This is a genomic window from Exercitatus varius, from assembly GCF_029577735.1.
Classification (GTDB): Bacteria; Pseudomonadota; Gammaproteobacteria; order Enterobacterales; family Pasteurellaceae; genus Exercitatus; species Exercitatus varius.
In genome coordinates, this window is sequence record NZ_JARQTO010000001.1 from 16781 (window position 1) to 29008 (window position 12228).

The following is a 12228-nucleotide window of genomic DNA, read 5'->3' on the forward strand; positions in this document are numbered from 1 at the left end:
TTTGAAATATAAACTATCCGAGTAAATGTTCATACAACAAAAAAGCTACCCAAAGGTAGCTTTTTTCATCTGAAGTGCGGTCAATTATTCTTGTGAATTTTCTACCGCACTTTCCATATTTTCCGCTTCTTCACCGTCAAATTCGTCATCTTCGGGTTCGGCGATACGTTCCAGACTGACTACGTGTTCGTCTTCGGCGGTGCGAATTAGGCGTACGCCCTGAGTGTTCCGGCCGATAATACTCACTTCGCTGACGCGCGTACGAACCAGCGTGCCGGCGTCGGTAATCAGCATGATTTGATCCACTTCTTCCACTTGTGTCGCGGCAACCACTTTGCCGTTCCGTTCGCTTACTTTAATGGAAATGACGCCTTTGGTATTGCGGGATTTAGTCGGATATTCTTCAAGTTTTGTCCGTTTACCGTAACCGTTTTGGGTGGCGGTGAGAATTTCACCGTCGTTTTTCGGCACCACTAAGGAAACGACTTTATCGATATTTAAATCCAGACATTCTTCCGAATTTTCGTCAGAAATCTCTTCAATTTCTCCCGCACTTTCATCGTCGGACAACTCGTTGGTTAAGGCAAGTTTGATACCGCGTACGCCGGTTGCCGTGCGGCCCATTGCGCGTACGGCGGATTCGGCGAAACGCACCACGCGTCCTTGTGACGAGAACAACATGATTTCATTGGAACCGTCGGTAATATCCACGCCGATCAGTTCGTCTTCATCGCGTAAATTCAAGGCGATAATACCGTTTGAACGCGGACGGCTGAATTCGGTTAACGCGGTTTTCTTCACAATACCGCCTGCGGTCGCCATCAGGACGAATTTATCTTCATCATAGCTTGCCACCGGCAGAATGGCGGTAATTCGTTCGTTTTCTTCCAGCGGAAGGATGTTTACAATCGGACGCCCGCGCGCACCGCGGCTGGCTTCCGGTAATTGGTACACTTTTAACCAATATAAACGCCCGCGACTGGAGAAGCAGAGAATAGTGTCGTGCGTGTTTGCCACCAATAAGCGCTCGATAAAATCGTCTTCTTTCATTTTCGTCGCCGATTTGCCTTTACCGCCCCGGCGTTGCGCTTCATAATCGGTTAACGGCTGATATTTCACATAACCTTCGTGTGAAAGGGTTACCACTACATCTTCCTGCGCGATTAAATCTTCAATATTAATATCGCCTGAAGCGGCGGTAATTTCTGTCCGACGGGCATCATTGAAATTGCTTTTAACCAATTCCAATTCTTCCCGGATGACTTCGCGTAAACGTTCGCTGCTGGTTAAAATATGCAGATATTCACCGATTTGTACCAGAATTTCTTGGTATTCACTGACAATTTTTTCGTGTTCTAAGCCGGTTAAGCGGTGCAGACGCAACTCTAAAATCGCCCGGGCCTGTGTGTCGGAAAGATAATATTGACCGTCACGCACACCGCATTCCGCCGGTAAATCATCGGGACGGGAAACGTCCACGCCTGCGGCTTCCAACATTGGTGCGACGTTACCTAAATTCCAGGCGCGCGCTAATAATCCTTCGCGGGCTTCATCCGCGGTTTTTGACGCGCGGATTAACTCGATAACGGGATCGATATTCGCCAGCGCAATGGCTAAACCTTCTAAAATGTGCGCGCGTTCGCGGGATTTGCGCAATTCGTACACGGTACGACGAGTTACCACTTCACGACGGTGTTTTACGAAGGCTTCGATAATTTGTTTTAAATTGAATAACTTCGGTTGACCGTGATCCAACGCCACCATGTTGATCCCGAAAGTCACCTGCATTTGGGTTAGCGCATAAAGGTGATTTAGCACCACTTCGCCGACCGCGTCGCGTTTAATGTCGATTTCAAGGCGGATACCTTCTTTGTTCGACAAATCTAAAATACCCGAAATGCCTTCGATTTTTTTCTCACGAATTAATTCGCCGATTTTTTCGACCAGTTTCGCTTTATTCACTTGATAAGGAATTTCGGTGACGATAATTTGTTCGCGACCTTTGTCGTTTGTGACGATTTCCGCTTTCGCGCGAACGTAAACTTTACCGCGTCCGGTTTTGTAAGCTTCTTCAATACCTCGGCGACCGTTGATCAATGCCGCCGTCGGGAAATCCGGACCGGGAATAAACTGCATGAGTTCATCAATGCTGATGTCTTCATTGTCGATATACGCCAAACAGCCGTCCATTACTTCGCCTAAATTATGCGGCGGAATATTGGTTGCCATGCCCACGGCAATACCCGAGGAACCGTTCACTAACAGCGCAGGAATTTTGGTCGGCAATACGTCCGGAATCATTTCTTTACCGTCGTAGTTCGGCGAGAAATCTACGGTTTCTTTGTCTAAATCCGTCAATAATTCCTGGGTGATTTTCTGCATACGGACTTCGGTATAACGCATTGCCGCCGGCGCATCACCGTCAATAGAACCAAAGTTACCCTGACCGTCTACCAGCATATAACGTAATGAAAACGGCTGCGCCATACGTACGATCGTGTCATAAACCGCGCTGTCGCCGTGCGGGTGATACTTACCGATAACGTCACCCACCACGCGCGCTGATTTTACATAGGCTTTATTGTGCGTATTGCCGCTTTGATCCATTGAGAAAAGTACACGACGGTGAACCGGTTTTAACCCGTCCCGCACGTCAGGCAACGCACGCCCGACAATCACGGACATCGCGTAATCGAGATATGACGATTTCAGTTCGTCTTCGATACTAACCGGCGTGATATCTTGACTTAATTCAGACATTGAAATTTCCTAATTCTGAGATGAAAAAACTGGTCGAATTATAGCACAAATAGGGCATTTTTGCCTAAAGAAAACTCGAAAAGTGCGGTAGGATTTTGCGAAGTTTTTTATATGAAATGAGACAAAATCGCCGTAGAAAAGCGGTGTCTGCGGTTTTAATGGAATGGATGCACTAAAAATATGAGAAAAAAGCCCGGAAATTTTCCGGGCTTTCTGTGAAATCAGTTAAACATCGCAGAAATGGATTCTTCATTACTGATACGACGGATGGCTTCGGAAAGCATGCCGGAAAGGGTTAACACGCGAACTTTGCCGCAAGCTTTGATTTCCGGTGAAAGCGGAATGGTATCGGTCACTACCACTTCGTCTAATGCCGGATTGGCAATATTTTGTGCCGCCGCCCCGGAGAACACCGCATGAGTGGCGTAAGCGAATACGCGTTTTGCTCCGCGTTCTTTTAAAGCTTCCGCCGCTTTTACCAAAGTGCCGCCCGTATCGATCATGTCATCCACCAGAATACAATCTCGACCGGCTACGTCACCGATAATGTGCATAACTTGTGATACGTTGGCTTTAGGACGGCGTTTGTCGATAATCGCCATATCCGTATCGTTCAATAATTTGGCCACGGCGCGGGCGCGAACGACACCGCCGATATCCGGAGAAACCACGATTGGGTTGTCTAAATCGGTTTTTTTCAGAATATCGTGAATTAATACGGGAGAACCGAAGACATTGTCCACCGGTACGTCAAAGAAACCTTGAATTTGTTCTGCGTGAAGGTCACAGGTTAACACGCGGTCGACTCCCACGCTGGAAAGGAAATCCGCCACCACTTTGGCGGTGATCGGCACACGGGCCGAACGCACGCGGCGATCCTGACGGGCATAGCCGAAATAAGGAATGACGGCGGTGATACGACCGGCCGACGCGCGACGCAACGCATCAACCATTACAATGAGTTCCATTAAGTTATCGTTGGTCGGTGCACAAGTGGACTGAATGATAAATACGTCGCTACCGCGTACGTTTTCATTGATCTGCACTTGGATTTCGCCATCGCTAAAACGACCTACGGTAGCGTCACCTAAAGAAAGATATAGGCGTTCGGAAATTCGTTTTGCTAGTTCTGGCGTTGCATTACCAGCGAAGAGTTTAATGTCGGGCATTTTTAAATTGAACCTCAAGGTTTGCTGTAAGTAAAAAGTAATAGATTGATTTATTTCGAAATTTTGTCTAACCACCGATGCAGTGGCGAACGATTACAACCTTTCGCGACAAAACCGGAAACCGAATCGGGTTTCATTTCAAACACGGTTTGGGCGGATTCTTCGTTATCAAATTCCGCAAAAACGCAGGCGCCGGTTCCCGTTAATCTTGACGGAGCATATTTTAGCAACCACGCAAGGGTTTCTTCAACCTCGGGATAACAATTTCGTACAACTTTTTCGCAATCGTTACCGTATTCTTCGCTTAATAACTGTGCTAAAGGACGTTTAGGCGTATTTCGCGGTAAATCCGGGTGGGTAAAAATGGTTGCGGTTGAAACGGCGATATCGGGTTTGAGCACGACAAACCATTTTTCAGGCGGTTCGCAATCGGTTAACTTTTCACCGACGCCTTCGGCAAATGCGGCTTTACCATGAACAAAAACGGGCACGTCGGCACCCAGTTTTACCCCTAAATCCGCCAATTCTGCGAGTGACAAACGGGTTTTCCACAGATAATTTAAGGCAACCAGCGTTGTTGCCGCGTTAGAGGATCCGCCGCCGACTCCGCCGCCTAACGGCAGAACTTTGTCCAGATGAATGTCGGCGCCGAGGCGGCTGCCGGTCTGCTGTTGCAGCATTTTAGCGGCGCGGTAAATTAGATTGTCTTCTTTTTTGACACCGGGTAGTTCCGGATAAAGATGAATTTCACCGTCGGAACGGATGCCGATTTCCAGCCAATCGCCGTAATCTAAAAACTGAAAAAGAGTTTGCAGTTCGTGATAACCGTCATCCCGTTTTCCGTTGATATATAAAAATAGATTCAGTTTGGCCGGGCTGGGAACGCGCAGGGTTTCTGCCGGTTGTTCGCTCGGTTTGAAAAGTGCGGTCGAAAATCGAGAAGTTTTTTTCATGGTAACATCCAATTTTCAATCCGGATTTTTAGGGTTTGATTATTATTTTTCAGCAAAATGTCCTGCGGCAGGGCGGGGTTGAGTTCCTGATGATAAACCAGATAATCCGCGGTCCAGGTTACGCCGTCCACCGGATAACTGAAACCGGCCAGATAATGATTTTCACCCACCTGATAATCGGCTTGTTCGTCGGGCTGGCCTTTCAGCCAGGTGGCAAGCTGTTCCAGCGGCACTTCCATACCGACAATTTCACGAATCAGCATTTTGGCGTCCGCTTCCGAACGGCGATTACCTTTATTGTCGGAAATGGTCATGCCCGAAGGATGGCGTTGCATTTCCAGACTGGTCGTGCTGATGGTGGAATACAATTTTAAGGTGTAATTCTGCGGGTTTTGATATTGCCATTCAAAACGACTGGAAAAGCGTTCCTGAGCGCTGATATAACCGATTTGTCCTTGCGCGGAATAACGTTGGATTCGCTTGATTTGGCTTAAATGTTGCTGCCAAGTGCGGTCGGATTTTGCGATAGTTTTTATATCGCTCGGGCGGCGTTCGCTGATATCCAGTGACGAACAACCGGTGAAGATAAAGGTCGTTAATAAAACGACAAAAAGAGGTTTAAAACGCATAATGTCCGATACTTTCTTCGTAATCGATTCTTCTCGTCGGAATCGAAAATAATTCTGGATACAAAAAAAGCACCTCAAGGTGCCGTTTTTATGTTTCCGTTAAATAACGTTAAACGGCGTCGAACCCGGAATTAAACCGGCGCGCCCCGGAAGGCGGAAGATTCGAAATGTTGAAAACCAAATAACGATATTGATAGTTCGGGTTAATTCAGATGATCTAACCGATACACCGTGAATTATCCGTTCACGCACTGTGGATGCCTGTGATCTTACATAAAAAAACCGGTTTGTAAAGCCTGAATGCGGTTTGAAAATACCGATCTGTCAGTCGCCTTTTATGCGTTCGTCATTATCTTTGATGCCGCCGACAGTCGTTTTTTAATAAAAAATTTTGACGATATTTTATTTTTAATTGTTTTTGTTTATAGCTGTCATCAAATTGTCATAATTTTTTTCTACACTGGGTCACGCAATAAATAACACATCATCTTCAAGGAGAATTCGTTATGTTAATGCGTACGATAAAAAAAACCGTCATTCTGGGAACCATCCTCAGCGCGCTGCCTGTTGTTTCTCAGGCTTATAGTATTACGGGCGCCGGCGCTTCGTTTCCTTATCCGATTTATGCCAAGTGGGCGTCGTTGTATGAAAAAGAAACGGGCAATAAGGTTAATTATCAATCTATCGGTTCCGGCGGCGGGCAACAACAGATTATTGCGAAAACCATTGATTTCGGCGCTTCCGATGATCCGATGAAAGCGGATTTATTACAACAACATCGATTACTTCAATTTCCTGCCATTATCGGCGGAACGGTGCCTGTCGTTAATTTGCCGGGAATTAAGGCCGGCGAGCTTAAATTGTCCGGCGACGTATTGGCTCGGATTTATTTAGGCAAAATCACAAAATGGAATGATCCGGCTATCCTGTCGTTAAACCCTTCGCTTCCTCTTCCGGAAAAAAATATTATTGTTATTCATCGCTCCGACGGTTCGGGTACGACTTTCGGTTTCACTAATTACTTATCTAAAGTTTCTTCCGATTGGAAAACGACCGTAGGCGAAGGAAAGTCCGTTAAATGGCCGACGGGACAAGGCGGTAAAGGCAACGAAGGCATCGCGGCTTATGTTCGCCAGATGAAATATACCATTGGTTATGTGGAATATGCTTACGCAAAACAAAATCAGTTGGCCTGGACGGCAATGCAAAATCAAGCCGGTAAAACGGTTCAACCGACGAAAGAAAGTTTCATGGCTGCCGCCGGCAATGCTAAATGGAATGAAAGTGCGGGAATGGGCGTCGTATTAACTAATGAAGCGGGCGAACAATCCTGGCCGATTACCGCAGCCAGTTTCATTCTCATTCATAAAAATAGCGATAAACCAGAAGCGACGCAAAATGTGGTGAAATTCTTTGACTGGGCGTTTACCAAGGGGCAAAGCGCCGCCACGGAATTGGATTATGTTCCGATTCCTGAAACGGTGGTAAAAACCATTCAGGGTAAATGGCAAACCGAATTGAAAAAATAACGAAAAATTTGACCGCACTTTTAAGCGGATTCGTTTAAAAGTGCGGATTCAAAATGAATTTTTATAAAGATAGAAAATTTATGCTTAAAGTAACAAGAAAATGTCTTAATCATCGATGGATTGAGCCGCTGTTTAAATATACGACTCGATTTTTTGCACTCTTGGTTTTTCTTTTACTCTCTGCAATTTTAATTTCACTTATTGCGGGAAGTTGGGACAGCATTCAACAATTCGGATGGTCGTTTTTATGGCATGACGAATGGGATCCGGTGCAAAATCAATACGGCGCGCTGGTGCCTATTATCGGTACGGTCATTACTGCGTTGATTGCGCTTGTGATTGCCGTGCCCGTTTCATTCGGCATTGCGGCATTTTTAACCGAACTTGCGCCCGAATGGCTGAAACGTCCGGTCGGTATCGCTATTGAAATGCTTGCTGCGATTCCGTCTATTATCTACGGTATGTGGGGATTATTTGTTTTTGTACCTTTGTTTCAGGAATATATCCAACCGCATTTGATTGAAACGCTGGGTGATTTGCCGGTGTTTGATTTGCTTTTTTCCGGCGCGCGTTTCGGCATCGGTTTATTTTCCGCCGGGTTGATTTTGGCCATTATGATTATTCCCTTCATTTCGTCCGTGATGCGCGATGTATTCAGTGTCGTTCCTCCGATGTTAAAAGAAAGTGCGTACGGATTGGGTTCGACGACATGGGAAGTGATATGGAAAGTCATTTTACCTTATACCAGAACGGGCGTAATCGGCAGTATTATGCTCGGTCTTGGACGGGCGCTAGGTGAAACTATGGCGGTAACGTTTGTGATTGGTAACGCATTCCAGTTGCCGTCTTCATTATTTTCACCTTCCACGTCGATTGCTTCCGCCATTGCCAACGAATTTAATGAAGCGGGAGGATTGCAAAAATCTTCGCTTATAGAATTAGGCTTGTTGCTTTTCTTAATTACTACGACGGTGCTTGCCATTTCGCGTTTAATGATTTTGCGGATGAATAATAAAGAAGGGAAAAAATCATGAAAAGTAATCAAAACTCACGTTTTTATTGGCGAAAGTGCAAAAACACGCTGATGTTAAGTTTAGCTTATGTCGCGGTTATTTTTGGTTTGTTTTGGCTTTGCTGGATTATTTTCACCTTGGTTACGCGTGGAATTCCGGCGTTATCTCCGGATTTATTTTTACACGAAACTCCCGCACCAAATGAAACGGGCGGACTGATTAATGCTATTTTAGGTTCTTTATTGATGGTTGCGGCCGGCACATTATTAGGAACGCCTATCGGAATATTGGCCGGTACGTATTTGGCGGAATATGGGCGCTATAGCCGTTTTGCCAAAGTGACGCGTTTTTTGAACGATATTTTATTATCGGCGCCTTCTATCATTATTGGTCTGTTTATTTATAGTATTTATGTCGCACAACTTAATCATTTTTCAGGTTGGGCCGGTGCTTTTGCGTTAGCGTTATTAATTATTCCGATTGTGGTACGAACAACGGACAGCATGTTGAATTTAGTCCCTAATAATTTACGCGAAGCGGCGGTAGCCCTGGGTTGTCCGCAGTGGCGAGTGATTGTGATGATTTGTTATCGCGCGGCTAAATCGGGCATTTTAACGGGGATATTACTTGCAGTTGCACGTATTGCCGGCGAAACCGCACCATTATTATTTACGGCACTGTCTAATCAGTTTATGTCATGGGATATGAATTCACCGATGGCAAACTTGCCGGTCGTTATTTATCAATATGCGGCAAGTCCTTTTACGGATTGGAATAATCTGGCTTGGGCCGGTGCAACGTTAATTACATTATTCGTGCTGTGTTTAAATATTGCCACGCGCGTTTTCTTTCAACCGAAACAAAAATAAGGTATTTTTATGGTTAGTTTATCGGAAACCAAAATTGCGGTTAATAACTTAAATTTTTATTATGGCGATTTTCATGCATTGAAAAATATAAATTTAAGAGTTGCTAAAAACAAGGTAACGGCATTTATTGGGCCTTCAGGTTGTGGTAAATCAACTTTATTACGTACTTTTAATCGTATGTTTGAACTTTATCCTAATCAGCGGGCGACGGGAGCAATTAATTTAGACGGTGAAAATCTGTTAGCGACGGATACGGATATTGCGCTTATTCGGGCAAAGGTTGGGATGGTATTCCAAAAACCGACGCCGTTTCCAATGTCAATTTATGATAATGTGGCCTTTGGTATTCGTTTATTTGAGAAATTATCAAAATCCGAATTGAATGACCGTATAGAATGGGCTTTAACGAAATCCGCGTTATGGAATGAAGTTAAAGATAAGCTGTATCAAAGCGGAGACAGCTTATCCGGCGGTCAACAGCAACGTTTATGTATCGCCAGAGGTATCGCGATTAAACCGGATGTTTTATTATTAGACGAACCTTGTTCTGCGTTGGATCCCATATCTACAATGAAAATTGAAGAATTAATTAATGAACTAAAAAACGATTATACGGTGGCGATGGTGACGCATAATATGCAGCAAGCCGCCCGCTGTTCGGATTATACGGCTTTTATGTATTTAGGGGAGTTAGTAGAGTTCGGCGAAACCAAACAGATTTTTGATAAACCAAAAATCCAGAGAACCGAAGATTATATCCGTGGCAAAATGGGGTAATGATTAACATAAAAAAAACAAAAGTGCGGTAAAAAATAACAGAGTTTTTTTCCGCACTTTTGTGCCTCGGTCATATCAACTATAGGAAAGAACATGACAAAAAAGATCTTAGTAGTCGAGGACGAGAGAGCGATTCGTGAAATGATTGCCTTATTTTTATCACAACAGCATTATGATGTGTTAGAAGCGGAAGATTTTCAAAGTGCAGTTAATAAGTTAAAAGAACATCCTAAACTGATCTTGCTGGATTGGATGTTACCGGGGCGTTCCGGTATTCAATTGATTCAACATTTGAAAAAACAAGAGGAAACATCTCAGATTCCAATCATTATGCTTACCGCACGAAGCGCGGAAGATGATTGCATCACATGTCTTAACGCCGGCGCGGACGATTATGTTACCAAACCGTTTTCGCCTAAAGTCTTATTGGCTCGTATTGAAGCGGTCTGGCGACGCGCATACGAGCATAACCCAAAATTTATTCAAATAGACGATTTGCTGCTTGATGAAAATGCCGAACGCATATTTTACCAACAGCAAGAAATTAATTTAAGCGGTACGGAATTTAAGCTGCTTCATTTTTTTATGCATCATCCGGAAAAAGTTTATTCGCGGGAACAATTACTTAATTGTATTTGGAAAGATGATTTAGAAATTGAAGAACGCACCGTCGATAGTTATGTCCGTCGTTTACGCCGAAATCTTGAACCTTATCAATGCGAGCGTTATATACAAACCGTACGGGGGAGTGGTTATAGGTTCTCTAACCATTTCGGGGATTAGTTATGCGAATATTGAATATTCTTGTTGAAATCGTATTTATCATTGGTTTTTCTTTGCTATTTAGTCTCTTCACCGGAGGATTTACTTACTGGCTGATCGCTTTTTTGTCGTTCACATTATTATGGCACCACTTTACGGAGCATCGTTTATTACGAACCCTTCAGCCTAAATATAATCAAAAATTCGCCTTAACCAGTTGGGAAAACGTATCTCAGTCTGTCGCTTACTATCAACGTATAAATCGAAAAGAAAAGATTAAAAATTTACGTTTATTGTCTAAATTAAACCGTAATATTAATTATTTACCGGATGCCATTATTATTTTCAGCCATGACGGTGTGATTGAATGGTGTAATCAAATATCGCAACAACTTTTTGAATTTTATTGGGATAAAAAAACGCCAAAACAAATTCTAAACGTTATCTTTTATGACGAGTTTAAACATTATTGGCAACAAACCAAGCATAACCGCCCTTTAGTATTACTTACCTATAATCAACGTTATTTAGAAATTCATTTAAATTCTTATGATACGAAACGTTATTTATTAGTCGCCCGCGATATAACGGGAATGATTCGTTTGGTTCATTCAAGACAAACGTTCTTAGCGAATATGAATCATGAGTTGAGAACGCCGTTAACGGTTTTACGGGGCTATTTAGAGATGCTTTCTAACGAAAGTCTTACGGATTTTCAAATGAAAGTCGTACAAACTATGTTAGAGCAAAGTCAGCGAATGACATATCTTCTGGAACAACTGAATCAGTTGGCCAAGATAGAAACCTCATCTAATGCCGATCACAATAAATTTAATATGTCAGCATTAATTTTATCTATAAAAAAAGATATGGATATATTAAATCAATCAGGACATCAAATAGAATTTGATATTGAACCGGATATTTATGTATTAGGCGATGAATATCAATTACAAAGCGTTATTACAAATTTAATTCATAATGCGATTAAACATTCCGGGGATAAAAATCTTATACAAGTTCGGTGGCATTCATGTGAACAAGGGATGAAATTTAGCGTTAAAGATCATGGTATCGGTATTCCGCAACAACATATTGCACACTTAACGGAACGATTTTATCGCGTGGACGAATCCCGCAGTAATAAAACCGGCGGCAGCGGATTAGGTCTGGCGATTGTGAAACATGCATTAAAACAGCATCATTCACATTTGGATATTGAAAGCCAAGAAGGCGCCGGAAGCTGTTTTTCTTTTATTATCAAACGAAATTTGATCAGTGATGATAAAACGGAATAAATGGCATAAACCTTTATTGAGGAGTTTTATTCCTGCGGGATAGAAGCTATTGTTAATAGGCATCTATTTCGGGTGGTTTTAATATTATATCGGGTTAAGAATTAGCGGCGAGATGAATTAATCCGTTTAGCGTAAGCAAAGTTAAATATCGGGCGGTTACATCTTAGAATTAAGATAAATGATTGGATTTTGAGATGGTGCCCGAGGCCAGACTTGAACTGGCACGCCCCGAAAGGCGAGGGATTTTAAATCCCTTGCGTCTACCGATTCCGCCACTCGGGCACGATGCGTTTAAATTACGTTCAAAAATTGGAGCGGGAAACGAGGCTCGAACTCGCGACCCCAACCTTGGCAAGGTTGTGCTCTACCAACTGAGCTATTCCCGCATTTGTTTCGGCTTATTGCCGTAACGGATTCGCATTTTACTTATTTTGTTTTGGCTGTCAAACAGAAATTTCAAAAAAAGTCC

10 protein-coding genes and 2 tRNA genes are annotated in these 12228 nt (G+C 43.4%); 6 read left to right on the top strand and 6 right to left on the bottom strand.

Features of this window, described 5'->3' with window-relative positions:
* Positions 1–84 precede the first annotated feature (84 nt).
* From gyrA to lolB, 4 genes are all read right to left on the bottom strand, one after another.
* On the bottom strand, positions 85–2760 hold the full coding sequence (gene gyrA, locus P7M01_RS00075; RefSeq protein ID WP_317482682.1) for a DNA topoisomerase (ATP-hydrolyzing) subunit A: 2676 nt from the start codon (positions 2758–2760) through the stop codon (positions 85–87).
* 221 nt (positions 2761–2981) lie between these two features.
* Entirely contained in the window at positions 2982–3929 is a 948-nt protein-coding gene (locus tag P7M01_RS00080) for a ribose-phosphate pyrophosphokinase (protein WP_202937182.1), read from the bottom strand.
* A gap of 50 nt (positions 3930–3979) precedes the next feature.
* Positions 3980–4882, bottom strand: a complete 903-nt coding sequence (gene ispE / locus P7M01_RS00085; protein ID WP_317482683.1) for a 4-(cytidine 5'-diphospho)-2-C-methyl-D-erythritol kinase — start codon at positions 4880–4882, stop codon at positions 3980–3982.
* A complete protein-coding gene (gene lolB / locus P7M01_RS00090; RefSeq protein ID WP_317479649.1) occupies positions 4879–5511 on the bottom strand; it encodes a lipoprotein insertase outer membrane protein LolB in 633 nt (210 codons plus the stop codon). The genes ispE and lolB overlap by 4 nt, the downstream gene beginning before the upstream one ends.
* Positions 5512–6023: 512 nt before the next feature.
* Here lolB and pstS point away from each other — a divergent pair.
* From pstS to phoR, 6 genes are all read left to right on the top strand, one after another.
* On the top strand, positions 6024–7040 hold the full coding sequence (pstS, locus tag P7M01_RS00095; RefSeq protein ID WP_317481166.1) for a phosphate ABC transporter substrate-binding protein PstS: 1017 nt from the start codon (positions 6024–6026) through the stop codon (positions 7038–7040).
* 80 nt (positions 7041–7120) lie between these two features.
* The gene (gene pstC, locus P7M01_RS00100) at positions 7121–8074 is read left to right on the top strand and encodes a phosphate ABC transporter permease subunit PstC (protein WP_317482684.1); all 954 of its coding nucleotides are present in this window, start codon (positions 7121–7123) and stop codon (positions 8072–8074) included.
* Positions 8071–8922 (top strand): phosphate ABC transporter permease PstA, encoded by an 852-nt coding sequence (pstA, locus tag P7M01_RS00105; RefSeq protein ID WP_317475522.1) that lies wholly within the window; start codon positions 8071–8073, stop codon positions 8920–8922. The genes pstC and pstA overlap by 4 nt, the downstream gene beginning before the upstream one ends.
* 9 nt (positions 8923–8931) lie before the next feature.
* Positions 8932–9699: a phosphate ABC transporter ATP-binding protein PstB gene (gene pstB / locus P7M01_RS00110; RefSeq protein WP_317475521.1), complete on the top strand. Its 768-nt coding sequence runs from the start codon at positions 8932–8934 to the stop codon at positions 9697–9699.
* 93 nt (positions 9700–9792) lie between these two features.
* Complete coding sequence (gene phoB / locus P7M01_RS00115; RefSeq protein ID WP_317479647.1) at positions 9793–10482, top strand: phosphate regulon transcriptional regulator PhoB; 690 nt, start codon at positions 9793–9795, stop codon at positions 10480–10482.
* 2 nt (positions 10483–10484) lie between these two features.
* On the top strand, positions 10485–11759 hold the full coding sequence (phoR, locus tag P7M01_RS00120; protein WP_317481164.1) for a phosphate regulon sensor histidine kinase PhoR: 1275 nt from the start codon (positions 10485–10487) through the stop codon (positions 11757–11759).
* A 195-nt stretch (positions 11760–11954) separates the two neighbouring features.
* Here phoR and P7M01_RS00125 read toward each other — a convergent pair.
* Together P7M01_RS00125 and P7M01_RS00130 are read right to left on the bottom strand one after the other, a co-directional pair.
* Positions 11955–12041, bottom strand: a tRNA-Leu gene (locus tag P7M01_RS00125).
* Positions 12042–12069: 28 nt separating this feature from the next.
* A tRNA-Gly gene (locus P7M01_RS00130) sits at positions 12070–12145 on the bottom strand.
* Positions 12146–12228 lie beyond the last annotated feature (83 nt).

What these genes read in the sequence shown, in the direction of transcription:
- gyrA (WP_317482682.1), bottom strand. Translation starts at nt 2,760, where the DNA reads ATGTCTGAATTAAGTCAAGATATCACGCCGGTTAGTATCGAAGACGAA.
- P7M01_RS00080 (WP_202937182.1), bottom strand. Translation starts at nt 3,929, where the DNA reads ATGCCCGACATTAAACTCTTCGCTGGTAATGCAACGCCAGAACTAGCA.
- ispE (WP_317482683.1), bottom strand. Translation starts at nt 4,882, where the DNA reads ATGAAAAAAACTTCTCGATTTTCGACCGCACTTTTCAAACCGAGCGAA.
- lolB (WP_317479649.1), bottom strand. Translation starts at nt 5,511, where the DNA reads ATGCGTTTTAAACCTCTTTTTGTCGTTTTATTAACGACCTTTATCTTC.
- pstS (WP_317481166.1), top strand. Translation starts at nt 6,024, where the DNA reads ATGCGTACGATAAAAAAAACCGTCATTCTGGGAACCATCCTCAGCGCG.
- pstC (WP_317482684.1), top strand. Translation starts at nt 7,121, where the DNA reads ATGCTTAAAGTAACAAGAAAATGTCTTAATCATCGATGGATTGAGCCG.
- pstA (WP_317475522.1), top strand. Translation starts at nt 8,071, where the DNA reads ATGAAAAGTAATCAAAACTCACGTTTTTATTGGCGAAAGTGCAAAAAC.
- pstB (WP_317475521.1), top strand. Translation starts at nt 8,932, where the DNA reads ATGGTTAGTTTATCGGAAACCAAAATTGCGGTTAATAACTTAAATTTT.
- phoB (WP_317479647.1), top strand. Translation starts at nt 9,793, where the DNA reads ATGACAAAAAAGATCTTAGTAGTCGAGGACGAGAGAGCGATTCGTGAA.
- phoR (WP_317481164.1), top strand. Translation starts at nt 10,485, where the DNA reads ATGCGAATATTGAATATTCTTGTTGAAATCGTATTTATCATTGGTTTT.